Here is a 23702-nt window from a genome sequence, read left to right as displayed (position 1 = left end):
GGTAACGTGATGTCTCAGTCCTCGGGCTCGATCGGCTTTCGTCGTATCGAAGTGGACCGCAGTACCGATGGCGGGAACTCTGCGTTAGCCAATTTCCACTACCCGAACGATGCCGCGCTCAGCGCACTGATCGAACGCGAAGCGATTCACAGAGCAGTTGCGCACGCTCGCCGCGCGCGAACGTGGCGATGTCGCGCAAACGTTTGGCAGCAAACTCCAACAGGTCTGTCTGCGTGACGGCAGCGTGAAGGTCACGTCCACGCGCGAGACGCGCATCTCGGCCAGTTCTTCGATTTCACGCATCCGTACGCCTTCGGCCCGCGCGCACGATGTCACGATTGCAACGCTATACGGTGCCGCGAGCGGCGAGATCGTTCATGTGGCGTCGCAACAAGAATTCGTTGCACCTGCATTGAAGACCCCCTTTAAAGCCGATGAAACATGTGCGGCAACCACGGTGAAGTCCGTGCGATCAATGCGTTATCCGCCATCTTCTACGGCGAGTGGTCATTCCGAACTAGCCGCATGCCTGCGAAGCGCGCCAAAGCTCGTTTCGCGCGCGCCAAACTGTCTGCTTTGTCAGCTCACTGTTGGCTTCAACGCGACTGTTACCGCGCCAAAAAAGCCTGGCGTGCGGCAGCGTACACATCGCATTTAACACTTCTGAATCATTTCTGACACTCCACGAGGAACGCTTCAAAACGTGCATGCGGCGGCAGGTTCAAAACTGAGACAGCTTCGACAGCCCCCCGGTATTTGGCCGTGAGGCCTTTAGTATCAAGGGATTCGCGGAAACCAAAAGCTTTCATGCGATGCATTCCCCGTCGGGCCGGGGTTTGCAGAATTGAAACAAAAAGCCGCTTTTTGCTTCCCAACGGACCAAGGGTTTCTTCGCTGCGCCGCATCAGGACACGTTTTCCCTAACGTTGGCACGGTCCTCGCTATTACCTCGGCGCAACAGAGTGCGACCGCACACGAGCGCAACAACAGAGGCGGCAGTGCACAGGCCTAAAACGGGGCCGATGCTGTTCATCCTAGCTGCTCGCCAGGCAGCCAGTCCCGAGGATGTGAGCATCGGATCAAAGAAACGGAGAGAGTCACGCGACGCGCGACTCTCATGCGAGGACCGATCATGTTGACACTTCAATCCGATCTGCACGGTAACCATCTGCTGGGCGCATTGCCGTCGCACGAATGGCAAGCGCTAGCTCCCCACCTCGAGCTGGTTCATCTGCGCACCGAGCAACTGCTGTGCGACTCGGGTCAACGGATCCATCACGTCTACTTCCCCACCACCGCAATCATCTCGATGCTGTCGACGATGGAAGACGGCAGTTCCGTCGAAATTGCCGCGGTCGGCCGCGAAGGGATGACCGGCGTGCCGGTCCTCACGGGCGGCGAGACCATGCCGAACCGCGTGCAGGTGCAATGCGCGGGCTTCGCCTACCGGATGAGCGCGCAGGCGCTCAAGCAGCAGTTCTCGCGCTCCGACTTTCTGCGCCGCCTGATGCTGCTGTATATGCACGCTCTTCTGACCCAGGTCGCCCAGACCGCCGCGTGCAATCGCCATCACGCGCTCAACAAGCAACTGTGCCGGTGGCTGCTCATCGAAGTGGACCGAGTGGCGTCGAACGATCTGACGGTCACGCAGCAACTGATCGCCGACATGCTCGGCGTGCGTCGTGAAGGCATCACCGAGGCGGCCGGCAAACTGCACGACGAAGGCCTGATTCATCATAGCCGCGGCCATATCAAGGTGCTCGACCGCAAGGGCCTCGAAGCACGCGCGTGCGAATGCTACGGGCTCGTGAAGCGCGAATTCGATCGTCTGCTGCCGCGACTGCGTCAAGCCGAGACCGTTGAATAAGCGGCACGCCGCTCGATGACCGGGGTTGATTTGCCCATGATCAGGACTGCTCTCCGATGTCTCGACGCGCTCTTCGTGATCGCGGGCGGCCTGCTCGCCCATTGGATGCGCTTCTCCGCGCCGATCGCGTTAGCCGATACCGAGCGCCTTCTGATTGCGTTCAACTGCGTGCTGGTCCTGCTGCTGTTTCCGGGCGTTGGGGTCTATGAGACGTGGCGCGGCAAGGCTCTCGCGCCGGTGCTCGCGCGAATCGCCGCCGCGTGGCTCGTGGTGGTCACGACCACGCTCGTGCTCGCGTTCACGCTGCATCGAATGGATGCGGTGTCGCGCCTGTGGTTCGGTTACTCAACGCTGATTTCAGGCGCGCTGATCATCGCGACCCGCTGCATCATGCACGTCGTGCTGCGCTTCGTACGCCTCCGCGGCATGAACATGCGCACCGTCGCGATCGTCGGCGCACCGGGCTTTGCGCGCACGCTGCTCGCGCATCTCGAGCATGCACCGCAGGCTGGCTTCAAACCGGTCTGCGTATTCGACACCAGCGCGGACGGCCACGACGCGTACGGCGCGCGTCTGACCTGCCTGCCCGTGCTGACCGATCTGACAGCGTTCGCGGCCAGGGTGCGCGACGAACACGTGAACGAAGTGTGGCTCGCGTTGCCGCTCTCCGAGGAACGCACGATCTACCGCTTCACGCGAACTTTCAGAAACGACTTCGTCAATCTGCGCTTCATTCCTGATGTGCGCAGTTTGTCGCTGTTCAATCACGCGATCGCCGATGTCGCCGGTCTGCCGACGCTGAATCTGAGCGCGACGCCGCTCTCCCCGCCGCAGATGTGGCCGAAGCTGATGTTCGACCGCCTGTTCGCCGCGCTCGCGCTGTTCGCGCTCGCGCCGGTGTTCGTCGTCCTCGCGATCGGCATCAAGCTCACCTCGCCGGGACCGGTGTTCTTCCGGCAGATCCGCAAAGGCGTCGACGGTCAGCCGTTCGGCATCTACAAGTTCCGCTCGATGACCGTGCATCAGGAAGCGCACGGCCAGGTCACGCAAGCGACCCGCAACGACTCGCGCGTGACGAAGCTCGGCAGCTTCATGCGCCGTACCAGTCTCGACGAGTTGCCGCAGTTTCTGAACGTGCTGCTCGGTCAGATGTCCGTGGTGGGTCCGCGTCCGCACGCGGTCGAACACGACGATCTGTACAAGGACCAGGTGTACGGCTACATGCACCGTTACCGTATCAAGCCCGGCATCACCGGCTGGGCCCAGGTCAACGGCTATCGCGGCGCGACCACCAAGGTCGAAAAGATGGAAGCCCGCGTGAAGTTCGACCTGTTCTATATCCATAACTGGTCGTTCTGGTTCGACATGAAGATCGTCTTCATCACGGTTTTCAAGGGCTTTGTCGGTCGCAACGCGTTCTGACCACGCCAGTACGCGAATCGCGTCTGGGAGTCCGGATCAAAGAAATGCCGGACCGCCTTCCGAAAGAACTCGCAGAAGCGGATCACACCTCGCACACGTCGCTGCAAATGCAAACGCCAACGCCGGCGGCCCGATCAGCCGCCGGCGTTGGCGCGAATGGAAAGCCACCGCGACGAACCACGTCGTCGACCGGTCTCGCCGCGCGAGAACGCCTCTACAGGAACTCGCTGACGTCGGTCTGAAACCGCACCGCGAGCGCTTTGGCGACCTTTTTGCTGATCGCGCGGCGCCCGGCGAGAATATCGCTGACGACTGTCGGCGATGCGATTCCGGCCAGATCCTTCTGCTTGAGCCCATGCGTGATCAGCAAATGGCGTAGCACTTCGCGCGGCTCCGCCCTCGGAACCGTCCGGTTGCGCGCTTGCCAGTGAACGACCAGTTCCCTCACGATCGCGTGCAGATCGGCGAGTGGATCGTTGTCGTTGCCGCTCAGATGATCGGACAGCGAGTTTGCGACGCGCACCATCTGCTGATAATCCTCTTCGGTGCGAATCGGCGTGATCGGCAACTGGCTCTGCAGCGAAGCCCAGGTTGCGGAGATGTCGGGAAAGGGTCCCGGAAGGCGATCGGCATTCATTTGTTTAGATTTTCCCTCGTCCAAAAGCCGCCTGCGCGTTCATCCATGACGCGCGAATGACGACTGCCTGTTGTAGTGAATCGCCGATGCACGCTGAGCTGCCGGCACGGCGAACTTCGCAGTGAGACAGTCCAGCAGACACGATAGCGAAGGTCTGCTTCAGGTCGTTATGGCCACGCGAGGCATGCTGCGCCGACGAATATCTCGCCCGTAGCGCGTGGCGCGTACCCCGATTTCATTTTTTGAAGTCCAACCTTACCTGCTTGACAAGGGCCCACCGCAACCGGCCTTGCACGCGCGGCACGTATCGCGCGATACGCACTGCCCACACAAAGCGCGAAACGCACGCGCCCACACCAACAGCCGCCCGGACGCGTTGGTCAGAACGGCTCGTTACTGCCCATTGCAAAATCACTGCATGACGACGAAAACCTTATGCTCTCCTATCTAAAACTTCTCATGACGAGAACCGCGAATGAGCCTCGCCTCAGTGCTCCCAACTGCTTTTCGGCGCTGTGTCGTCAGCCCAGCCGAATTCGCGGGTTGCGAGATCGGGTTCCGCCCACTCCACCCGATCCCCCAACTCCATCGCCGACCGACGCCGACCATCCGCCAGAATCGTGCGCATGACCTCCGCCATGAACGCGCGCCGGAACACCTGCACCGAAAACCGCTCCGCATTCGCGCGACAGGCCGCCGGCGTGATGTACGCGCTCAGCCGCTCGAAGCGATCGATTGAGTCGAGCATCGACACGACTGTCTGGCGCGCGAAGAAAACGCCGGTAGGATGCGGGTCGCCGACCGGCACCACCGTTTCGAGCGCACCGCCCTTGCCGAACGCAATGACCGGTGTGCCGCAGGCCTGCGCTTCGAGCGGCACGATGCCGAAATCTTCCTCGGCGGCAAACACCAAGGCACGCGCGCGTGCCAGATAGTCCTTAAACACGCCGAACGGCTGATAGCCGAGGATCGTCACGTTCGGTCCGGCCTTCGCGCTAACCGACGCCATCTGCGGCCCGTCGCCAATCACGATCAGCTTGCGCTGCGGCGTGGCGCTGAACGCCTCGACGATCAGATCGATGCGTTTGTGCGGCACCATCCGCGCCACGGTCAGATAGAAATCATCTTTCTCGGTGCGCAGTTTGAACTCGTTCACGTCGACAGGCGGCGGGATCACCGCGGCATCGCGCCGATACGTTTTCATCAAGCACCGCGCGACGGATTGCGAATTCGCGATCAGTCGATCGACACCGTTCGAGGACTGCGCATCCCAGCCGCGCAATAAATGCAGCATCACGCGCGCGGCCCACGACTTCAGGCCGCTCACCAGATTCGCTTCGCGCAGATACTGATGCTGTAGATCCCATGCATAACGCATCAACGAATGCACGTAACTGATGTGTGTCTGCCCGGGACAGACCACCACGCCCTTCGCGACCGCGCAAGAACTGGTTATGATCAGCTCATAGCTCGACAGATCGAACCGCTCCACAGCGAGCGGCATTAACGGCAAATAGGCGCGATAGTGAGTGCGCGCGAACGGCAAACGTTGAATGAACGACGTGGTGACCGGCTTACCGGCAATCGGCTTGCGATCTTCGAGAAAATCGACGACGCTGAAAACATCGGCGTCGGGAAAGCACTCGATGATCTGCTCGAGCACTTTCTCGGCGCCGCCGGGGGCGACGAGCCAATCGTGCACTATCGCCACTTTCATATTCCGCCCCGCCCGTCAGAAAACGCCGCATGACCTTAGAGAAGAGTGTATGTGCCGCGTTTCTGGCTGTGCGTGCGCGTGCCCACATTCGACGTGCGACAGTACGCGAATAATTCAAAGCGTCCGTTCGCCGCCGCGAACTGACGGCTTGTCCAGTCCGAACTTTTCGATCAGAGCGCGGCGCGTGCGGGTGATCAGCGACGCGCGCGTGTCGGACATCGTGCGGCAAGCATCGCCGCGGAACTGTCTGCGCGGGGTGCCAGGCATTTTCCGCCAGGTGGTCGCGAAAAGCCGCGCGCGGCTTTTCGACGTGCTGTTTTCAAATTGCGAGCAAGCTCAATAAAAAACGCGAGTGAGCCGTTGGACCGGCTCACTCGCGTCAGAGCGAACAGAAACGCAATCCGCTTAATTCTGGCCGTACGTGATGGTCTGGACGCCGGTGTCCGTGCCGAGCAGACACAGGTTCGCGCCGCGGCCCGCGAACAGGCCGACCGTCACGACGCCGGGCCACGCGTTGATTTGCGCTTCGAGCGTGCGCGGGTCGCTGATGCTCAGGCCTTTCACGTCGATGATCTCGTTACCGTTGTCGGTGATGAACGGCGCGCCCTCTTTCGTCACGCGCACGACGGGCACGCCGCCGAGCGCCGTCACGCGACGGCCAATCGCGGTGCGCGCCATCGGCACGACTTCGATCGGCAGCGGGAATTTTCCGAGCGTCTCGACGACCTTGCTCGCATCCGCAATGCAGACGAACACGTCCGACACCGACGCGACGATCTTCTCGCGCGTAAGCGCGCCGCCGCCGCCCTTGATCATTGCGCCGCTGCGATCGATTTCGTCGGCACCATCGACGTACACCGGTAGAGAATCGATTTCATTCAGGTCGAGCACCTTGAAGCCGTGCGATTGCAGACGTGCGGTGGTGGCGAGCGAACTCGACACCGCGCCGCGATAGCGGGATTTGGTGGCGGCCAGCGCGTCGATGAAGCAGTTCGCGGTGGAGCCCGTGCCGACGCCGATCACCGAGCCTTGCGGCACGTTGGCGTTCACGTAATCGGCGGCGGCCTGGCCGACCAGTTGCTTGAGTTCGTCTTGAGTCATGGAAGAGGCGGGAGAAGCGTGAAAAACCCATAGTTTACCGGAGTGGCGCGCAGAGGGCCGGCTTTGGGTGACTTTGTGCCGCGGACCTCACTGGATTGCCGGACACCACTGGACACATTGAGACACAGAAATCATCCATCGCCCATTTCATACCGCTGTGGTCGCTTGCTAGTTTTTAGGCTCGCAATACTGCAGAGGAATCTGGAATGTCGCAGGAAAACGATGGAGATGGTGTGCGCGTGGTGCTCAGCGCGCCGCAACTGGCCGCTGTACTGACGCGCGGATCGATCAGCCAGACGGAGATGCTAACCAACCGGCTATCGGGCGGCTTGCAGGTCGCCGCAGGCGTGGCGGAGATGGTCGGGGCGGCAGCGCTGTGTGTGCTGCCTGAACCGACGATGGCAAGCAAGGCTGGATGCGTGGTGTTCGGCGTGCATGGCTCGGACACGGCGGCGACCGGTCTGCGTCAGATACTGACGGGCCAGGACGCCGCCACGCTGATACAGCGGAGCGGGACGAAGCTCGCCGAGACGCTGAAAGCCCGCCCGGACCTGGCGAACCAGCTTGGCGTGTCGCTCGATATCGCCGTGCCGTTCGGACTCACCGGATCGATCAAAGCCGCGCGCGTCGCGCGGATTACGATGGGGCGAATCAGTCTGCGAGCGCATGAGGCCGAAGACGGCAGCCGGATCGGCGGGCATACGATACTGAAGCATGTTGGGAGAACTGAGGCGCAGCTGCGGGAGCGGCTGCGATTGGAGCCGAAGAGAAGAGTCGTATCGTCATTTCGGGACTTACCGGCGGCGGAATGGGCGATCTCCCGAGTGATGCATACCAATGCGTCCGTCATCAGGAATTGGGCTCGGTCGAACACGAGGTACCCTCTAGAGTTATCTCAGGATGTAGGCCAGAAAGTCGGCTATGGAGTCGATCGGGCAACGGGAGAGCTCAGATCCATGAGTACCGTTCGGGTCGTCATAAAATTTGAAAAGTACAACGGAATGCCGTATTACATTTTCACATCGTATCTACTGAAATGATCGACGAAAACTTTTACCCTCAGTTCCACGTGTTGTTTGGAGCCTATCTTAATCAGGATTCTGACCTTTGGGGTGACACTCTGGAGGAAGTCGTCTCTTGCTTCAAGAGAGACAGTTCGCCGGCACAAATTCAGGATACGCTAGCCGAAATAGACAAATTCGAGAAAGAAACGGGCAAAGACCTGGATCAGGAATTTTCGGACGCGTATGGAAACGACTTCGATCCAATTTTATGGGGATATACGACGATTACGTTTTTTGACGAACTAAAGAGAATCCTCACCACATAGCCTTCTGAAGATGAAAACCCACTAGTCATACTCACCACCCTCAAAGCAAAGCGCCCGGAACCACCACTGCGTTCCGGGCGCCAACAATCGACTAGCAACAAGGGCGACTACAAAATCTACTTCTTCACTGCCCTTTGCCGCACAGCTTCAAACAGACACACCCCGCTCGCCACGGACACATTCAAACTCTCCACGGTCCCCGCCATCGGAATGTGCATGACGACATCGCAGGTTTCACGCGTCAGACGCCGCATGCCCTCGCCTTCGGCGCCCAGCACGAGCGCCACCGGCCCGTCGAGCTCCGTATCGTAGACGCTCTTCTCCGCGTCGCCGGCCGTACCGACCACCCACACACCCGCGTCCTTAAGCTCGCGCAGCGCGCGCGCCAGATTCGTGACCGTGATGTACGGAACGGTGTCAGCGGCGCCGCTCGCGACCTTCGCGGCGGTCGCGTTCAGCCCCACCGCGCGATCGCGCGGCGCGATCACCGCGTGCGCGCCGGCCGCATCGGCGACGCGCAGGCAGGCGCCGAGATTGTGCGGATCGGTCACGCCGTCGAGCACAAGGATCAGCGGTGAACCGGTGATGCCGTCGAGCAGCTCGGCGAGGTTCTGCGCGAGCGGCAGATCGCCCGCGCGCGCGACCACACCCTGGTGGCGTTCGGTACGCGCAAGGCCCCACAGACGCGTTTCGTCGGCGGCGATCAGACGCACACCCGCGTCCTTCGCGGCCTGCAGGAACTCCGTCATACGACGGTCCTTGCGCGTCGCGTCGTAATAGACATCCTCGACCGTCGACGCATCGTGCCGAATACGCGCGGTCACTGCGTGGAAACCGTATAAAACCTTATGACGTGCCATGACTGAACAACCTTTGATTGGGCGCGCATTCAACGCGCGCCACGGTGATGAAGATGAAACCAGATACCCTTGCGCCAGTTCGCGCTGCCCTGCAAGCATCGATGCATGACGCCCATGCACGTATTCAGGCTCGCGCCATTGCGCCGCCGAACCGCCCCACACTGCCCGCGATAAAACGCGAGACCGCGCGCAACCGGCACCTGTTCACGTGCCCGTTGCGCGCGGTCCCGGCGCTGTGACGGCCTCAGCGCTTCTTGCGTGCCTGCTTCGACGCCGCCTTGGTCGCAACACCATGCTTCCTCGCCGCGCGCGCTTCCTTGACGGCCGAGCTCTGCGCGGGCGCGGCCTTCTTGCGCCGCGGACCCGGTACTGACGCGCCGCTTTCCGCCGACGGCAACGTGCGCACGCGTGCGCCGGCGCCTTCACCCTTGTCCGCCGCGATGCCGCGCGCCACGGGCGGCTTGATCGGCGTATCGCGCACGAGGCGGAAGTCGATCTTGCGCGCGTCGAGATCGACGCGGCTCACCTGCACGCGCACACGATCCGACAGCCGGTAACGAATGCCGGTGCGCTCGCCGCGCAGTTCGTTCCTGATCTCGTCGTACTGGAAGTAGTCGGAGCCGAGTTCGGTCACATGCACGAGACCTTCGATGAACAGCGAATCGAGCTGCACGAAAATGCCGAACGACGTGACGCCGTTGACCATGCCGCCATATTCCTCGCCGAGCTTGTCGCGCATGAAATAGCACTTGAGCCACGCTTCGACGTCGCGCGATGCTTCGTCCGCGCGGCGCTCGTTCGCCGAGCAATGCAGCCCGAGCTCTTCCCAGATCGCCACATTGTTCGCGCGCGCACGTGGGCCGCGCTTTTCCTCGTCGGCCTGTTGCATCGCGCGGGCGCGCGGCGACAGCGCGGTATTCAGCTCCACTCCGTGCGGCGGCTGCGGCTGATACTTGCGGCCTTGCAGGATTGCGTAGATCGCGCGATGCGTGAGCAGATCGGGATAGCGGCGAATCGGGCTCGTGAAGTGCGCGTACGCCTCGTAGGCGAGACCGAAGTGGCCGATGTTGTCGGGGCTGTAGACCGCCTGCTGCATCGAGCGCAGCAACATCGTCTGCAGCATCGACGCGTCGGGCCGGTCGCGGATCTGCGCCATCAATGCAGCGTAGTCGCTCGCGTGCGGCGAGTCGCCGCCACCGAGCGTCAAACCCATGCCGCGCAGGAACGTGCGAAGGTTCTCGAGCTTTTCCGCGCTGGGGCCCGCATGCACGCGGAACAGGCCCGGATGCTTGTGGCGCTTGAGGAAATCCGCGGCGCACACGTTCGCGGCCAGCATGCATTCCTCGATCAGCTTGTGCGCGTCGTTGCGCGTGCGCGGCACGATCTGTTCGATCTTGCCCTGCGCATTGCAGACGATGTACGTCTCAGTCGTATCGAAGTCGATCGCGCCGCGCTTCTGGCGCGCCGCGAACAGCGCCTTGTAGACGCCATACAGATTCTGCAACTGCGGCAACAACGCGGCGCGACGGGTCGCTTCCGGGCCCTTGGTGTTTTTCAGCACCGCGGCGACTTCGGTGTAGGTAAGCCGTGCGGCCGAATGCATGACGCCCGGATAGAACTGATACGCCTTCACGTCGCCGCGCCCGGTGACGATCATGTCGCACACGAGCACGCAGCGGTCGACTTGCGGATTCAGTGAGCACAGTCCGTTCGACAGCTTCTCCGGCAGCATCGGGATCACGCGGCGCGGGAAATACACCGACGTGCTGCGCTCGATCGCGTCGGTGTCGAGCCCGCTTTGCGGATGCACGTAGTGCGACACGTCCGCGATCGCGACGATCAGGCGGAAGCCGTCGCCGCGGCCGACTTTCACCGGCTCGCAATAGACAGCGTCGTCGAAGTCGCGCGCGTCCTCGCCGTCGATCGTGACGAGCGGCACGTCGCGCAGATCGACGCGATGGCGGACGTCGGCCGGGCGCACTTCGTCGGGCAGCTTCGCCGCCTCGGCGAGCGCGGCCTCGCTGAACTCGTGCGGCACGCCGTATTTGCGCACCGCGATTTCGATTTCCATGCCCGGGTCGTCGATATCGCCCAGCACTTCAACTACGCGGCCGAGCGGCTGCGAATGACGGCTCGGGAAATCGGTCAGCTCGACCACCACGACCTGGCCGACCTTCGCCTTGCGGGTGTTCTGCGTGATCAGGATGTCGTGGCCGATGCGCTTGTCTTCGGGCGCGACGATCAGCGCGCCGTTCTCGTTGAGCAGACGGCCGATCACGCGCTTGTTCGCGCGGTCCGTGACCTCGACGATGTGCCCTTCCGGCCGCCCGCGCCGGTCATAACCGACGATGCGTGCGAGCACGCGGTCGTTGTGCATGACCTTCTGCATCTCGCCGTTGGGCAGGAACAGGTCGTCCTGGCCGTCGTCGCGAACCAGGAAGCCGTAGCCGTCGCGATGGCCCTGCACGCGGCCCGCGACGAAGTTCGACGGATGGGTCAATTGATAGAGATTGCGCTGATCGAGCCGGATCTGGCCGTCGCGCTCCATGGCGCCGAGACGCTTGAAAAATCCTTCGCGCTCCTGGCGCTTGATCGACAGGGCTTCGGCGATGTCGTTCGCGGCAAGCGGCGTTTCACTCGTGCGCAGCACGCCGAGGATTTCTTCGCGGCTTGGAATCGGATACGGAAATTTGCTCAAGGGCTTGTCGATGATTTTTTCTCGTTGCATGGACGTCGGTCGACGATGTGGTCCGGCCGGGAAGGCGTTTGCGTAATGCGCGCAGTCGCGCCCGGTTGCATCTGCAGCGCGGCTGCGCTGCCTCGGTCATTGCACCTGCTGCTTCTTGCTCTACTGCGATTGCAACGGAAACTGCCGGGGTCCAGCTTGTTCAACGCCAGGTCGACGCACGTATTGCTGATCGCATCTGGACACTCGCGTCGGGACACCGGATGTGCACCGTGCCAACGAACTACTGCGAGGCATTCTAACACCCGTGTCGGGCGCCAAGCGGGCCTGTGGCGGTCGTTCGGAAGCGTGGTGCGCGGGCTCACCGCGAGGTTCGATCGGCTTTGGTGAATCGCTTGACAGGTCGGAATCGGTCGCTATAATGGCGGTCTTTGCTGTTCATCACCTGCCCAGGTGGCGAAATTGGTAGACGCACTAGGTTCAGGTCCTAGCGGTGGCAACACTGTGGAGGTTCGAGTCCTCTCTTGGGCACCAGATTCGAAAAGAGAGCCGCCTTTTGGCGGCTCTCTTTTTTTGTGTAAGACCCGGTAGTCGAGATTGCTGTTTGTGTTTCGATTTCCGGATGAGCAGGACGGTAGTTCGGAAGCGATTGCATCACATCGCTGCCCGTTCAACCGGGCGGATGAGAAAAGCAGGTTTGTTTGAAGCAGGGATTGACAAACTTAATCATCTTGCTAAAATAGCGGTCTAGCTTGAAGACGTGCCCAGGTGGCGGAATTGGTAGACGCACTAGGTTCAGGTCCTAGCGGTGGCAACACCGTGGAGGTTCGAGTCCTCTCCTGGGCACCACAAGTTGTTCCGGCGTAAGCCGAAGTAGTTCGAGAAACCCCGTAAGATCAAAGTCTTACGGGGTTTTTTGTTTTTGGCGTTCCGTTGTATACAAGCCTGCCAAAGCATCGGCTCACTGCTACAGCGCAAACAACTGCCCGAGTTGCGGCTCGCTGTCGCGTACGCCAGCAAGCCGTAATGCGTGCCAGGCCATCGCGAAGTTGCTCGATATGACGGGCTTGCCTGTGGGCGCCTCCAGTTGTGGAATCAACGCAGCGACACGCAGGCTCGTGCAGGAGACGAACACCGCGTCCGCATCGGCGTGGCGCGCCAACTGTTCGATCGCCGAGCGTATTGAAGCGGCATCGATGCGCGCAACCGCGTTATCGTCCTCGTGCTCGAACGACGCGATGCGGGTCACGGCGACACCGCGTGCTTCGATGTAGTCGCGCATGAAGTCGTTGATGGACCGGATATACGGCGTCAGCAATGCGACGCGCCGTACCTGTAGCGCGGCAAGCGCTGCGACGGCAGCCGTGATCGGCGTCGTACAGGCGATCCCGGGACGCGCCTCGCGGATGCGGGCAAACACCGCCTCCTCGCCGATCACCATCGCCGCAGACGTGCAGCCGAACGCCACTACGTCGAGCCGCTCGCCGGGCAAGAGCAACCCAACCGCGGGCGCGATGCGCGACTCGATTTCCGCTAGCCGGGCCGGTGTGATATCCGGCGAGTTCTGCAAGCGGCTTTCATAGAAGGCGACACCGTCCTGCCGGAGCAGTTGACGCCATTCGTGTTCGATCGTGTGGTCGGTTGCCAGCACGATGAGGCCAATCGCCGCGCGACTCGCGATTCCGTCGTCGAGCGTGAAATCGAGCTTCGTGTAGGCGTCGTGCTGCAGTGAGGTCGTGCTCATTTGATCGTCATCCCTGTCAGGCCCAGCTCGGGTGTGCGTCCCGCCATGATGTCGGCGAGCAGTTTTGCGGTGCCGCAAGACATCGTCCATCCCATGTGGCCGTGGCCCGTGTTCAGAAACAGATTGCGGTGGCGCGTGCGGCCGATCAGGGGGGTGCCTTCAGGCGTCATCGGACGCAGCCCGGCCCAGTAGCTCGGCTTCGTATAGTCCGCGCCGTCGGGAAACAGCTCGCGCGCCGTGCGCAGTATCGGCGCGAAGTCAGAGGGCGTGTGGCGTGTGTCATAGCCTGCAAAATCGGCCGTCGCGGTAAAGCGAAGCCGCGCGCCGAAGCGCGCCCACGCAACGAGATGGTTTTCATCCACGCCACCGATCTGCGGAGGGCGGTGCTCCCCTCCGACAGGAAAGGTTGCCGAGTAGCCCTTGACGGGATAGATGGCCAGCCGGTAACCGAGCGGGCGCGCGAGAATCGGCGAATACGAGCCGAGCGCGAGCACGTAGTCGTCGCCGGCGATCAGGCCCGCTGGCGTGCGCACACCCGTTATTGAATCGCCCGCCGCTTCGATGCGGCTGATCGGGGTGTCGAACATGAAACGTACGCCAAGCCGCTCGCAGACTTTCTGCAGTTCGCGGGTGAACTGGTACGCATCGCCGCTCTCGTCAGTCGGGCAGTAAATCGCGCCGGCAATCGTGTCGCGCGCATGCCCGAGCGCCGGCTCGCGCGCGACTGTCTGCGCGGCGTCCAGCGTTTCGAGCGGCAGGCCATTGTCGACGAGGACCGACATGTTGGAGCGGCCGCGTTCGAACGATGCTGCGTCACGATAGAGATACAGCAGGCCACGGCGGATTCCGTCGTACTGCAATTGCTCCCTTGCGCTCACCTGCTGCAGCTGATCTTGAGCGTAACGGCACAACCCGACCTTGCGCGTGGTGTTTTCGCGCGAGCGCGCCGCGGTGCAGTTGCGCAGGAATAGCGCGCACCAGGCCCACATGTGCGGATCGGCGCTCAGGCGCAGGCGCAGCGCCTGTCCTTCGACGAACAGCGATTTCAGCAGGATCTTCGGTGCGCGCGGCGAAGCCCACGTGTACGAATGCCCCGGCGCGACGAGTCCAGCGTTCGCAAAGCTGGTTTCGAGCGCAACACCTGGCCGGCGATCGAGCACGGTGACGGCGCGACCGTCCTTCGCGAGGTAGTACGCGGTAGTGACGCCCGCGATGCCGGCGCCAAGCACGATGCTCGTCATGCGCGCCCCCTGCTGTTGTTGAAAAAATATTAGTCTGTCGCCGCTTTTGCGGGGGATTTATACGCGCATACCCTATAACGGTCAGGCGTTCTTCGAGTTCTATCATTTAGAAGGCATTCTTGTGCCGGCACTGCGCGAAATCTGCACGACAGGCTCGCGCCACACGTAACGATCCGTTGTTATGTTCCGCTAACTGACCGCTGGCTTACCCGCCTCGCGGGATGGTCCGGTCGGCTTCACAGTCAGGAGCCACGAACATGAATATTCAGAACAATGGCATGCCCGACGCCGCGCGCGTTCTGCGGCGATCCCTCAGTGCCGCGGTGGTCGGACTCGCGGCATTTTCGGCGCTCGTCCCGCAGGCGGCGCGGAGCCAGACCATCAAGATCGGCGTGCCCGTGCCGCTTTCGGGCAGCAGCGCCAATGCCGGCACCGATATCGTCAACGGCGCCAAGCTGGCTGCCGCAAAAATCAATGCGGCAGGCGGCGTGCTCGGCAAGCAGATCGAACTGGTGCCCGAGGACGACGCCTGTGACGCGCAAACAGCCGTGCAGGCTGCGCAGAAACTGGTCGACGCGGGCGTCGTCGCGGTGGCTGGCGGGTACTGCTCCAGCGCTGCGCTTCCGGAGCTGACGACGTTCCATCGGGCCGGCATTCCCTATGTCCTCGATGCGTCGACCAATCCGAAGCTCACAGAAATGGGCTACGACAACGTGTTCCGCACCATTGGCCGCGACGATCAACAGGGCCCGTTCGCCGCCAGCTTCATCAAGAATTCGCTCAACGCGAAGCGCGTAGCCGTCATCGATGACAACACGACTTATTCGAAGGGCCTCGCCCAGAACACGGTCGACGCGCTCAAGAAAGATGGCGTCGACGTCGTATACGCCGACTCGATTACGCCGGGCCAGATGGACTACTCGCCGACGCTCACCAAGGTCGCGTCGCTCAAGCCTGACGTCATCTACTACACCGGCTACTTCTCGGAAGCAGGACTGATCGTCAAGGAAGCACGGCAACTGGGCCTGAAAATGACCCTCATGGGCGGCGATGCCACGAACGACCCGACGCTCATGAAAACGGCAGGCCCGGCGGCCGACGGCATGATCATCACCACCTCCCCGCTCGCGCAATTCCTGTCGGGCGCCCACGGCTACGTTGACGACTACACCAAGGCCTACGGCCAGGGCCCGGGACCGTATTCCGTTTACGAATACGATGCAGTCGCCGTCACGGCCAAGGCGATTGCCGACGCGAAATCGACCAGTCCGGCGGCGATCATCGCAGCGCTCCACAAGGTCAACGACTATCCGGGGTTGACGGGGACGATCGGGTTCAATCCGAAGGGCGACCGCAGCCGCGCGGTTTACATCACGATCATCGTGCGCAACGACCAGTTCGAGGCTTATCAGCGACAGGACGCGGCAGGCAAATGGGCGGCAATGAAGTAGGCACGGCGGCGTATCCGTTGCGGCCATGAGCACCTTTTTCCAGTTCGTCGTCGAAGGGCTGACAATCGGTTCGTTCTATGCGCTCGTGGCCCTCGGTTACACGATGGTCTACGGCATCATCCGGCTGATCAACTTTGCGCACGGCGACCTGTTCATGGTCGGCGCGTTCGTCGGATGGACGAGCCTCGCGACGCTCGCGAGCGCGCAGTTGCCGCTTGCGTTCGCACTGGCCGCTGCTTTCGTGGCGGCGGCGGTGGTGACGGGGGTGCTCGGCGTCGCCATCGCGCGTGTCGCCTATCAGCCGCTGCTGCGCGCACCGCGGCTGTCGATTCTGATTACCGCGCTGGGCATGTCGCTGGTGCTCGAAAACGCCGTGTTGCTGAGCTATGGCGCTGGCTTCAGGACCTATCCGCACCTGCTCACCCAGGCAGGGCTGAATCTGCTCGAAGTGCGGATCACGTTTGCGCAGATCGGTATCATCGTCGCCAGCTTCGTGCTGATGCTGTGTCTCTATTTCTTCGTGCACTACACGTTCCTCGGCACCGCGATGCGCGCGCTCGCCATCGATCAGGATGCGGCACGCCTGATGGGCATCAATGTCGAACGGCTCATTCAACTCACCTTCTTCATCGGCTCCGTGCTCGCTGCCGTCGCGGGCGTGATGGAGGGTCTTTTTTACACGCAGATCAACTTTTTCATGGGCTTCGTGCTCGGTCTGCGCGCGTTTACCGCGGCGGTTCTGGGCGGCATCGGCAACATTCCGGGCGCCATGGCGGGCGGCTTCCTGATCGGTCTGCTCGAAGCGTTCGGCGCAGGCTATGTGTCGTCGCAATGGACGGATGTCTTCGTGTTCGGTGTGCTGATCGCCGTGCTCGTGATCAAGCCGACGGGCCTGTTCGGCGAACGCGTCGTCGAGAGGATGTAGCCAATGCGCGCGCCGGCTTTCCTGCCGCGTTGGCCCGTGCCTGTCGTCATCGGCCTGCTGGCGGCAGCCGTCGCGCTGCCCGCGTTCGCGAGCGGCTACCTCGTCAACGTCGCGCTCACGATCATTACCTACTCGATCCTCGGCCTTGGCCTGAACATCGTCGTTGGCTATGCGGGACTGCTGGACCTGGGCTATGCGGCATTCTTCGCGATCGGCGCCTATACGACGGCACTGCTCCAGACGCTGCTGCATTTCTCGTTCTGGGCGACGCTGCCGTTCAGTCTGGCGATTGCCGGCGTGTCAGGGATCGTGATCGGCTACCCGACGCTGCGGCTGCGCAGCGACTATCTGGCGATCGTCACGCTCGGCTTCGGCGAGATCACCCGCATCATTGCGACCAATCTCGAGATCACGGGCGGACCGAATGGCATCTACGGCATTGCGAGCCCCAGTCTGTTCGGCTATGAAATCAGTTCACCGCAGGCGGTCTACGAACTGGGCATGGCGTTCTTCCTCGTCGTGCTGCTGTTCGCCATCCGGCTCGGCCAGTCGAGGCTCGGGCGCGCGTGGACCAGCATTCGCGAAGACGAAGCGGCAGCCGAGGCGGTCGGCGTCCCGACCTTGCGCGTCAAGCTGCTCGCGTACGTGATGGGTGCGCTGATCGGCGGGATCGGCGGAAGCCTGTTCGCCGCGCGCTTCGGCACCATCGATCCTACCGGTTTCACCTATCTTCAGTCCGTGACGATTCTTATCGTCGTCGTCCTCGGCGGGCGCGGCAGCATTCCCGGGGTGATTCTCGGCGCGGTTATCGTCGCCGGCGTGCCGGAGTTGCTGCGTTTTCTGAACCTCTGGCGCATCTTCGGATTTGCGGTCGCACTCGTGGCTCTGATGTTGCTGCGGCCACAGGGCTTATGGCCCGTGCGCACGAAACGCGCGATGCCGCGCACGCATCCGGCAGGCGAGCCGGCTCCACCCGCGCCGACGGTCGAGGTCCGGGAGGGCGAAACACTGCTCGAGGTTCGGGACCTGGTGTGCCGCTTCGGCGGCGTGCTGGCCATCGGCGGAATCGGCTTCGTCGTTCGCAGCGGCGAAATTCTCGCGCTCATCGGTCCAAACGGCGCGGGCAAGACGACAGTTTTCAACTGCCTGACCGGCGTGATCCGCCCGAGCGCGGGACGCATCTTCTGGTGCGGGTCTCCCCTCGGCGGCGGCGCGCCGCACCGCAACGTGCATCGCGGTATCGCCCGTACGTTTCAGGGCATTCGCCTGTTTGGACACATGAGCGCGTTCGAGAACGTACTGACGGGCATGGACCACCAGTTGCGCACGCCGCTTGTCGCCGAACTGGTGGGCATGCCGTCTGCGCATGCCGAAGCGGCCGAACACGAGTCGCAAGGCATGCGCTGGCTCGCGATGGTCGGGCTTTCCGGTCGCGCGAGCGAATACGCAGCCGATTTGCCCTACGGCGATCAGCGGCGGCTCGAAATCGCCCGCGCGCTAGCCAGCAATCCGCGCCTGCTGTTGCTGGACGAGCCAGCGGCCGGCATGAATCCGACCGAAAAGCAGGCGCTGATGGACCTGATCCGGCGCATCCGCGGGCTGGGCGTCACGGTATTGCTGATCGAACACGACATGACGCTGGTGATGGGCGTGTCGGACCGGATCATCGTGATGGATCATGGCGTGATCATCGCTGAAGGGCCGCCGGTGCAGATCCAGAGTGATCAACGGGTGATCGACGCCTATCTCGGCACAGCCGAAGAAGACGATGCGGCCGACGATGCCGCCAACGGGGAGAAGTCGCTGTGGAACTCCTAGAGGTTCGCGATCTACGCGTGAGTTACGGCAACATCGAGGCGCTGCATGGCGTCTCGCTCGATGTGCGGCCCGGCGAAATCGTGGCGTTGCTCGGCGCCAATGGCGCGGGCAAGACCACGACGCTTAGAACCATCTCGGGTCTGATCCGCTCGCGCGCCGGAAGGATCGCGCTTTCGGGGCGGCCACTGACGGGGCTGCAGGCGCATCAGATCGTCGCACTCGGCATTGGGCATGTGCCGGAGGGGCGGCGGATGTTCGGCGCGTTGAGCGTCGAAGAGAATCTGAGGCTTGGCGGTTACCTGTTGCGAAGCGACGCGGCTGCGCTCGAGAGCCGCATTGCCGTGCTCTACCAGACCTTCCCGCGGCTTCGCGAGCGTCGCGGCCAGTTGGCCGGAACGCTCAGCGGCGGCGAACAGCAGATGCTTGCGATCGCGCGTGCGTTGATGCTCAAGCCGAAACTCGTATTGCTGGATGAGCCCTCGATGGGACTCGCGCCGAAACTGGTGCGCGCGATCTTCGGCATGATCGCCGACATCTGTAGCGAAGGCACTTCGGTGCTGCTTGTCGAACAGAACGTCAGGCAGGCTCTTCGCATCGCACACCGCGCCTATGTGCTGGAAAGCGGCAGCGTGGTGCTGTCGGGCGCGGCGCGGGAACTGGCACAGGACAGCCGGGTTCGTACCGCGTATCTGGGTGGGAGTGCGTCGGCGGCGGCATGACAGGCAAGGCGCGTACGCTGACCGCTTTTTCAAGGAGCGACCTTATGTTGAACTACCCTGCCGCATATCAATCGACAAAAGGCTCCGCGCTCGATGTCGACAAAGACTTCTACAGACGAATCGCGACCGAACAGGCTAGCCGCGAGCTGATCGAGTCGATCGTTGTTCCGATCCGCTCGGGCCGGGCGTGGACTGTGCCCGCTGGCCACGTGTTCCGCATTGTGACGATCGAAGGACCGCAGGTTGCGGACCTCAACATCTGGAACCAGCACAATCCGCGCGAACGGATGTGGGCGTCGCGCACACGTCAGCTTCAGGCAGCGCATGTGAGCACGTTCGACCGGTTGTGGTCGACGCTGCCGTTCCTGCGCCCGATGGTGACGATCACCGACGACAGCCTCGCGAACTATGGTACCGACGAGCACGGGGGACGCGTGCATGATCTGCTTGGCACCCGTTGCGATCCCTACGTGAACCGCATGCTGACGGGGGAAGACTTCCATTTCCATTGCCATTCGAACCTGACGCGCGCCATTGCGCCGTATGGCCTGACCGAGTACGACGTCCACGATGTGCTGAACGTATTCCAGTGCACCGGTTTGAATCTCGAGGACAAGTACTTCATGAAAGCATGCCCCGCAAAAAAGGGCGATTATCTGGAGTTCTTCGCCGAGATCGATTTGCTGTGCGCGCTATCGACATGTCCGGGGGGCGATCTTTCGGTGCCGATGTGGGGCCCCGATGCGCGAGATCCGCTCGAAGTGTGTCGGCCGCTCGGCGTCGACGTTTATCGCATCGCGCCGCAATTGCTCGCCGGATGGTCGCAGCCACCTGTGGCGGCTTACAAAGGGCAGCATGGTATGACGTTGCAGCAGCCTGACTGGGAGTAGTTCGGAGCGTCGGCAGCGCAACGTGCTAGGCCTGCTGCAAAATCTCGATTGCACGAATCGCGTCACCTAGCGCGTCCATTGCGAGGTAGGCAACGAACTGCGTGCCGATAGCGGCAGCCGAAACGCCGCGGAGGTTGACTCCCCCCGCAGCCAACTTTTGCGCCAGCTCTGCCATGATGCCCGGCCGGTCAGAGCCCATCACACGCACCGAGTGAAGACTCGGGGTGACGTTGAACCCTACCTGCGAGGCGGCCCGGATTTCCCGGTCGTTCTGAAGCGGCGCGAGAAACACGACTGCCTTCCCGGGCGCTTCCGCAGTTCGACGGGAGACGATGAATTGCAGGTCCGCTCCGGCATCTCGCAGGACACTTAACGCTTCGCCGAGACCACCGGGCCTATCCTCGATGGTGGCCGCCCAGACATCGACACGTTCAACGAGCAGATCCATGGCGCCTCTCCCGTTTGATGAACCTCAATGAAAATCTAGTTCAGGGCTGACCGACCGGCAAGTCAACGGGCGTCGTCGCGCCAGAGTCGTCAGCAGGCAGCTCTTTGGCAGGGAATTCGTTGCTTGGCATTGCAACCGCGCTGGCCTTAAATTCGTTATGCAGCGCACGCACTGTCACGCCTGACACCCAGACCCATGAGACAAAGTCAATCGACGCGCTGCCGCGGGTAGCGCGGGACACCGCGTGTCCCGGGGCACCTGGAAGCAAGGAGGAACTGCCATGTCACGAGACAAGTCATCGCGCCGCGCTCCCGCAGAGCAACAAACGGTCGAGGTTTCCGAGGCGCAAATCGCCGTGCACTGGCCTGAAGAGGATTATTTCCTGCCGCCCGCCTCGTTCATCGGCCAGGCCAATCTGACCGACGCGGGCGTGTTCGCACGCTTCTCTCTCGACAAGATCCCCGAGTGCTTCAAGGAGTTCGCAGACCTTCTCGACTGGTACAAGTACTGGGAGACGACGTTCGACGCGAGCAATCCGCCATTCTGGCGCTGGTTCGTCGGTGGCCGGATCAATGCCTGCTACAACTGCGTGGATCGCCACCTCGCCGCTTACCGGAACAAGGCCGCGATCCATTTCGTGCCGGAGCCCGAGGACGAGACGGTCCAGCATGTCACCTACCAGGAGCTTTACGTCCGCGTAAGCGAGTTCGCGGCCATGCTACGCGACTTCTGCGGCCTGAAAGCCGGTGACCGGGTCACTCTCCATATGCCTATGGTGGCGGAGCTGCCCATCACGATGCTCGCCTGCGCCCGGCTCGGGGTGATTCACTCGCAGGTATTTAGCGGCTTCAGCGGAGCGGCGTGCGCCGACCGCATCCTCGATTCGGAGAGCCGCCTGCTGATTACGATGGACGCTTACTGGCGTGGCGGCAAGCTGACCGATCACAAGGAAAAAGCCGACACCGCATTCGCCGAAGCTGCCGGGAAGGGTCACCAGGTCGAGAAGCTTCTGATCTGGCAGCGGTATCCCGGCAAGTATTCGAGTCCGACGAAGCTGGTGGATGAACGCGATGTCATCGTCAACGACGCCCTCAAGGCGTTCCGAGGCAAGCGTGTCGAGCCCGTGCAGATGCCCGCGGAGGCACCGCTATTTCTCATGTATTCGAGCGGCACCACGGGGCGCCCCAAGGGATGCCAGCACGCCATTGGAGGCTACCTCGCCTACGTCGCCTGGACATCGAAATACATCCAGGACATCCACCCCGAGGACGTGTATTGGTGTATGGCCGACATCGGCTGGATTACCGGTCATTCATACATTGTCTATGGCCCGCTCGCGCTCGCGGCCTCGACGGTCGTGTATGAAGGCGTGCCCGTCTATCCCGATGCCGGGCGCCCCTGGCGAATTGCCGAAGATCTCGGCGTCAACATCTTCCACACCTCGCCGACCGCGATCCGGGCCCTGCGGCGCAGCGGCCCCGACGAACCCGCCAGGTACAACTATCACTTCAAGCACATGACGACCGTGGGCGAACCCATCGAGCCGGAAGTCTGGAAGTGGTATCACCAGTCTGTCGGCAAGGGTGAGGCCGTCATCGTCGATACGTGGTGGCAAACTGAAACGGGCGGGTTCCTTTGCAGCACCGTGCCGGCGTTGCACAAGATGAAGCCCGGCAGTGCCGGTCCGGGAATACCTGGCATTCATCCGGTCATTTACGACGACGAGGGTAACGAGCTTGCACGCGGCTCCGGCAAGGCCGGCAACATCTGTATTCTCAATCCATGGCCCGGTGCGTTTCAGACCATCTGGAAGGCCCCGGAGCGCTACGTGTCAACGTACTATGCCCGCTACTGCCGCGATCGCAACAGTAAGGACTGGCGCGACTGGCCCTACATGGCGGGAGACGGTGCCGTCGATGCCGCGGACGGCTACTTCCGGATTCTCGGTCGCATCGACGACGTGATCAACGTCGCCGGCCATCGCCTCGGCACCAAAGAAATCGAGTCAGCCGCCCTGCTCGTCCCCGAAGTCGTCGAAGCGGCGGTCGTGCCGGTCGCCGACGAGATCAAGGGCAAAGTGCCCGAACTGTATGTTTCGTTGAAGCCCGGCGTGCAAGCTTCGGACGATGTTGCCAGGCAGGTCGCAAATTCGGTGGTCAACCGGATCGGAGCCATCGCGAAACCGCACCGCGTGGTCATCGTTCCGGACATGCCCAAGACCCGCTCGGGCAAGATCATGCGGCGCGTGCTCGCGGCACTGTCGAACCATCAGGACCCCGGAGACGTATCCACGCTGGCCAACCCCGAGGTCGTCGACAGTCTGCGGGAGCTCGTGAAGTAATAGACGCAGGTGCCCTGAAAAGCCACTGGGGATCGTTAGTCGGTGTCGTCGCCGCCCTCCAGCCTCTGGGAAAGCAATTCCACGACTTGCCGAACTTTTTCAACATCGGCGACCGACAATCCCTTCGCCAGGCGGTTCACCCACGGCGCCTGCAAACGCATTGCAGTGTCAAACACCGTACGGCCCTTGTCAGTCAGCACGACCAGCGGAGCGCGGCGGTGATTTGGGTTGCTCTCGAATGCGACCAGCCCCTGGGTCTCGAGGTCGTTGGCGATCCGCTGGATATTCTGGCGACTCGAGCCCATCCTGCGCGCGAGCCACGAGACCGGCTCGGGAACAACGGCACTCATGACAGCACCCAACACCTGCCAACGCGCGCTCGTTAATCCGAGAGGTTCAACGAGCCGGTCGCCAGCGGTCAGCAAGTAACCGTTGAGTGCGAACAGACCAGGAATCAGGTTCGTCAATGTTTCGCCGGCAGGCGTGCGTTTGATATTCGGCATTA

21 protein-coding genes and 2 tRNA genes are annotated in these 23702 nt (G+C 62.3%); 13 read left to right on the top strand and 10 right to left on the bottom strand.

Features of this window, described 5'->3' with window-relative positions:
* Positions 1-157: 157 nt before the first annotated feature.
* The gene (locus L0U81_RS06535; protein ID WP_233800991.1) at positions 158-658 is read left to right on the top strand and encodes a hypothetical protein; all 501 of its coding nucleotides are present in this window, start codon (positions 158-160) and stop codon (positions 656-658) included.
* Between the two features lie 10 nt (positions 659-668).
* Here the strand turns inward: L0U81_RS06535 and L0U81_RS06530 are convergent, their stop codons facing one another.
* Positions 669-905, bottom strand: a complete 237-nt coding sequence (locus tag L0U81_RS06530) for a hypothetical protein (protein ID WP_233800989.1) — start codon at positions 903-905, stop codon at positions 669-671.
* A gap of 227 nt (positions 906-1132) precedes the next feature.
* On the opposite strand from L0U81_RS06530, the gene L0U81_RS06525 reads away from it, so the two are divergent.
* Together L0U81_RS06525 and L0U81_RS06520 are read left to right on the top strand one after the other, a co-directional pair.
* Positions 1133-1867, top strand: a complete 735-nt coding sequence (locus L0U81_RS06525; RefSeq protein WP_233800987.1) for a Crp/Fnr family transcriptional regulator — start codon at positions 1133-1135, stop codon at positions 1865-1867.
* Positions 1868-1903: 36 nt separating this feature from the next.
* Positions 1904-3289 carry an undecaprenyl-phosphate glucose phosphotransferase gene (locus L0U81_RS06520; protein WP_233800985.1) on the top strand — a complete coding sequence of 462 codons (1386 nt, stop codon included), beginning with the start codon at positions 1904-1906 and terminating at the stop codon, positions 3287-3289.
* Between the two features lie 214 nt (positions 3290-3503).
* On the opposite strand, the gene L0U81_RS06515 is transcribed toward L0U81_RS06520, so the two are convergent.
* From L0U81_RS06515 to rpiA, 3 genes are all read right to left on the bottom strand, one after another.
* Positions 3504-3926, bottom strand: a complete 423-nt coding sequence (locus L0U81_RS06515) for a helix-turn-helix domain-containing protein (RefSeq protein WP_233800982.1) — start codon at positions 3924-3926, stop codon at positions 3504-3506.
* Positions 3927-4413: 487 nt separating this feature from the next.
* On the bottom strand, positions 4414-5643 hold the full coding sequence (locus L0U81_RS06510; protein ID WP_233800980.1) for a glycosyltransferase family 4 protein: 1230 nt from the start codon (positions 5641-5643) through the stop codon (positions 4414-4416).
* A 405-nt stretch (positions 5644-6048) separates the two neighbouring features.
* On the bottom strand, positions 6049-6744 hold the full coding sequence (rpiA, locus tag L0U81_RS06505; protein WP_233800978.1) for a ribose-5-phosphate isomerase RpiA: 696 nt from the start codon (positions 6742-6744) through the stop codon (positions 6049-6051).
* 206 nt (positions 6745-6950) lie between these two features.
* On the opposite strand from rpiA, the gene L0U81_RS06500 reads away from it, so the two are divergent.
* Both L0U81_RS06500 and L0U81_RS06495 read left to right on the top strand, forming a co-directional pair.
* Complete coding sequence (locus L0U81_RS06500; RefSeq protein WP_233800977.1) at positions 6951-7784, top strand: RNase A-like domain-containing protein; 834 nt, start codon at positions 6951-6953, stop codon at positions 7782-7784.
* Positions 7781-8074 carry a contact-dependent growth inhibition system immunity protein gene (locus tag L0U81_RS06495; RefSeq protein WP_233800976.1) on the top strand — a complete coding sequence of 98 codons (294 nt, stop codon included), beginning with the start codon at positions 7781-7783 and terminating at the stop codon, positions 8072-8074. Before L0U81_RS06500 ends, L0U81_RS06495 begins: the two co-directional genes overlap by 4 nt.
* Before the next feature lie 116 nt (positions 8075-8190).
* On the opposite strand, the gene rlmB is transcribed toward L0U81_RS06495, so the two are convergent.
* Both rlmB and rnr read right to left on the bottom strand, forming a co-directional pair.
* Positions 8191-8934 carry a 23S rRNA (guanosine(2251)-2'-O)-methyltransferase RlmB gene (gene rlmB / locus L0U81_RS06490; RefSeq protein ID WP_233800975.1) on the bottom strand — a complete coding sequence of 248 codons (744 nt, stop codon included), beginning with the start codon at positions 8932-8934 and terminating at the stop codon, positions 8191-8193.
* 244 nt (positions 8935-9178) lie between these two features.
* The gene (gene rnr, locus L0U81_RS06485; RefSeq protein WP_233800974.1) at positions 9179-11662 is read right to left on the bottom strand and encodes a ribonuclease R; all 2484 of its coding nucleotides are present in this window, start codon (positions 11660-11662) and stop codon (positions 9179-9181) included.
* A gap of 405 nt (positions 11663-12067) precedes the next feature.
* On the opposite strand from rnr, the gene L0U81_RS06480 reads away from it, so the two are divergent.
* Together L0U81_RS06480 and L0U81_RS06475 are read left to right on the top strand one after the other, a co-directional pair.
* Positions 12068-12154, top strand: a tRNA-Leu gene (locus L0U81_RS06480).
* Positions 12155-12382: 228 nt separating this feature from the next.
* Positions 12383-12469 (top strand) — tRNA-Leu (locus L0U81_RS06475).
* A gap of 118 nt (positions 12470-12587) precedes the next feature.
* Here the strand turns inward: L0U81_RS06475 and L0U81_RS06470 are convergent.
* Together L0U81_RS06470 and L0U81_RS06465 are read right to left on the bottom strand one after the other, a co-directional pair.
* Positions 12588-13364: a maleate cis-trans isomerase family protein gene (locus L0U81_RS06470; RefSeq protein ID WP_233800973.1), complete on the bottom strand. Its 777-nt coding sequence runs from the start codon at positions 13362-13364 to the stop codon at positions 12588-12590.
* Positions 13361-14605 carry a D-amino acid dehydrogenase gene (locus tag L0U81_RS06465; RefSeq protein ID WP_233800972.1) on the bottom strand — a complete coding sequence of 415 codons (1245 nt, stop codon included), beginning with the start codon at positions 14603-14605 and terminating at the stop codon, positions 13361-13363. The genes L0U81_RS06470 and L0U81_RS06465 overlap by 4 nt, the downstream gene beginning before the upstream one ends.
* Before the next feature lie 257 nt (positions 14606-14862).
* Here L0U81_RS06465 and L0U81_RS06460 point away from each other — a divergent pair, with 257 nt between their 5' ends.
* Genes L0U81_RS06460 through L0U81_RS06440 form a run of 5 tightly spaced genes read left to right on the top strand, consistent with a single transcriptional unit; the run spans position 14863 to position 20408 of the window.
* The gene (locus L0U81_RS06460; RefSeq protein WP_233800971.1) at positions 14863-16056 is read left to right on the top strand and encodes a branched-chain amino acid ABC transporter substrate-binding protein; all 1194 of its coding nucleotides are present in this window, start codon (positions 14863-14865) and stop codon (positions 16054-16056) included.
* 25 nt (positions 16057-16081) lie between these two features.
* Positions 16082-16981, top strand: coding sequence for a branched-chain amino acid ABC transporter permease (locus L0U81_RS06455; protein ID WP_233800970.1), 900 nt, complete (start codon positions 16082-16084; stop codon positions 16979-16981).
* A gap of 3 nt (positions 16982-16984) precedes the next feature.
* Complete coding sequence (locus L0U81_RS06450) at positions 16985-18799, top strand: branched-chain amino acid ABC transporter ATP-binding protein/permease (protein WP_233800969.1); 1815 nt, start codon at positions 16985-16987, stop codon at positions 18797-18799.
* Positions 18787-19518 carry an ABC transporter ATP-binding protein gene (locus L0U81_RS06445; RefSeq protein WP_233800967.1) on the top strand — a complete coding sequence of 244 codons (732 nt, stop codon included), beginning with the start codon at positions 18787-18789 and terminating at the stop codon, positions 19516-19518. Before L0U81_RS06450 ends, L0U81_RS06445 begins: the two co-directional genes overlap by 13 nt.
* Positions 19519-19562: 44 nt before the next feature.
* Positions 19563-20408, top strand: coding sequence for an urea carboxylase-associated family protein (locus tag L0U81_RS06440; protein ID WP_233800965.1), 846 nt, complete (start codon positions 19563-19565; stop codon positions 20406-20408).
* Positions 20409-20433: 25 nt separating this feature from the next.
* On the opposite strand, the gene L0U81_RS06435 is transcribed toward L0U81_RS06440, so the two are convergent.
* Positions 20434-20856: an ACT domain-containing protein gene (locus L0U81_RS06435; protein WP_233800963.1), complete on the bottom strand. Its 423-nt coding sequence runs from the start codon at positions 20854-20856 to the stop codon at positions 20434-20436.
* Positions 20857-21136: 280 nt separating this feature from the next.
* Here L0U81_RS06435 and acs point away from each other — a divergent pair, with 280 nt between their 5' ends.
* Positions 21137-23197 carry an acetate--CoA ligase gene (gene acs, locus L0U81_RS06430; protein WP_233800961.1) on the top strand — a complete coding sequence of 687 codons (2061 nt, stop codon included), beginning with the start codon at positions 21137-21139 and terminating at the stop codon, positions 23195-23197.
* A 35-nt stretch (positions 23198-23232) separates the two neighbouring features.
* Here acs and L0U81_RS06425 read toward each other — a convergent pair whose 3' ends face one another.
* The gene (locus L0U81_RS06425) at positions 23233-23700 is read right to left on the bottom strand and encodes a MarR family winged helix-turn-helix transcriptional regulator (protein WP_233800959.1); all 468 of its coding nucleotides are present in this window, start codon (positions 23698-23700) and stop codon (positions 23233-23235) included.
* Positions 23701-23702 lie beyond the last annotated feature (2 nt).

The organism is Paraburkholderia sp. HP33-1 (assembly GCF_021390595.1).
Lineage (GTDB): Bacteria > Pseudomonadota > Gammaproteobacteria > Burkholderiales > Burkholderiaceae > Paraburkholderia.
This window is presented reverse-complemented; position numbering and strand designations above follow the sequence as displayed.

What these genes read in the sequence shown, in the direction of transcription:
- L0U81_RS06530 (WP_233800989.1), bottom strand. Translation starts at nt 905, where the DNA reads ATGCGGCGCAGCGAAGAAACCCTTGGTCCGTTGGGAAGCAAAAAGCGG.
- L0U81_RS06525 (WP_233800987.1), top strand. Translation starts at nt 1,133, where the DNA reads ATGTTGACACTTCAATCCGATCTGCACGGTAACCATCTGCTGGGCGCA.
- L0U81_RS06520 (WP_233800985.1), top strand. Translation starts at nt 1,904, where the DNA reads ATGATCAGGACTGCTCTCCGATGTCTCGACGCGCTCTTCGTGATCGCG.
- L0U81_RS06515 (WP_233800982.1), bottom strand. Translation starts at nt 3,926, where the DNA reads ATGAATGCCGATCGCCTTCCGGGACCCTTTCCCGACATCTCCGCAACC.
- L0U81_RS06510 (WP_233800980.1), bottom strand. Translation starts at nt 5,643, where the DNA reads ATGAAAGTGGCGATAGTGCACGATTGGCTCGTCGCCCCCGGCGGCGCC.
- rpiA (WP_233800978.1), bottom strand. Translation starts at nt 6,744, where the DNA reads ATGACTCAAGACGAACTCAAGCAACTGGTCGGCCAGGCCGCCGCCGAT.
- L0U81_RS06500 (WP_233800977.1), top strand. Translation starts at nt 6,951, where the DNA reads ATGTCGCAGGAAAACGATGGAGATGGTGTGCGCGTGGTGCTCAGCGCG.
- L0U81_RS06495 (WP_233800976.1), top strand. Translation starts at nt 7,781, where the DNA reads ATGATCGACGAAAACTTTTACCCTCAGTTCCACGTGTTGTTTGGAGCC.
- rlmB (WP_233800975.1), bottom strand. Translation starts at nt 8,934, where the DNA reads ATGGCACGTCATAAGGTTTTATACGGTTTCCACGCAGTGACCGCGCGT.
- rnr (WP_233800974.1), bottom strand. Translation starts at nt 11,662, where the DNA reads ATGCAACGAGAAAAAATCATCGACAAGCCCTTGAGCAAATTTCCGTAT.
- L0U81_RS06470 (WP_233800973.1), bottom strand. Translation starts at nt 13,364, where the DNA reads ATGAGCACGACCTCACTGCAGCACGACGCCTACACGAAGCTCGATTTC.
- L0U81_RS06465 (WP_233800972.1), bottom strand. Translation starts at nt 14,605, where the DNA reads ATGACGAGCATCGTGCTTGGCGCCGGCATCGCGGGCGTCACTACCGCG.
- L0U81_RS06460 (WP_233800971.1), top strand. Translation starts at nt 14,863, where the DNA reads ATGAATATTCAGAACAATGGCATGCCCGACGCCGCGCGCGTTCTGCGG.
- L0U81_RS06455 (WP_233800970.1), top strand. Translation starts at nt 16,082, where the DNA reads ATGAGCACCTTTTTCCAGTTCGTCGTCGAAGGGCTGACAATCGGTTCG.
- L0U81_RS06450 (WP_233800969.1), top strand. Translation starts at nt 16,985, where the DNA reads ATGCGCGCGCCGGCTTTCCTGCCGCGTTGGCCCGTGCCTGTCGTCATC.
- L0U81_RS06440 (WP_233800965.1), top strand. Translation starts at nt 19,563, where the DNA reads ATGTTGAACTACCCTGCCGCATATCAATCGACAAAAGGCTCCGCGCTC.
- L0U81_RS06435 (WP_233800963.1), bottom strand. Translation starts at nt 20,856, where the DNA reads ATGGATCTGCTCGTTGAACGTGTCGATGTCTGGGCGGCCACCATCGAG.
- acs (WP_233800961.1), top strand. Translation starts at nt 21,137, where the DNA reads ATGTCACGAGACAAGTCATCGCGCCGCGCTCCCGCAGAGCAACAAACG.
- L0U81_RS06425 (WP_233800959.1), bottom strand. Translation starts at nt 23,700, where the DNA reads ATGCCGAATATCAAACGCACGCCTGCCGGCGAAACATTGACGAACCTG.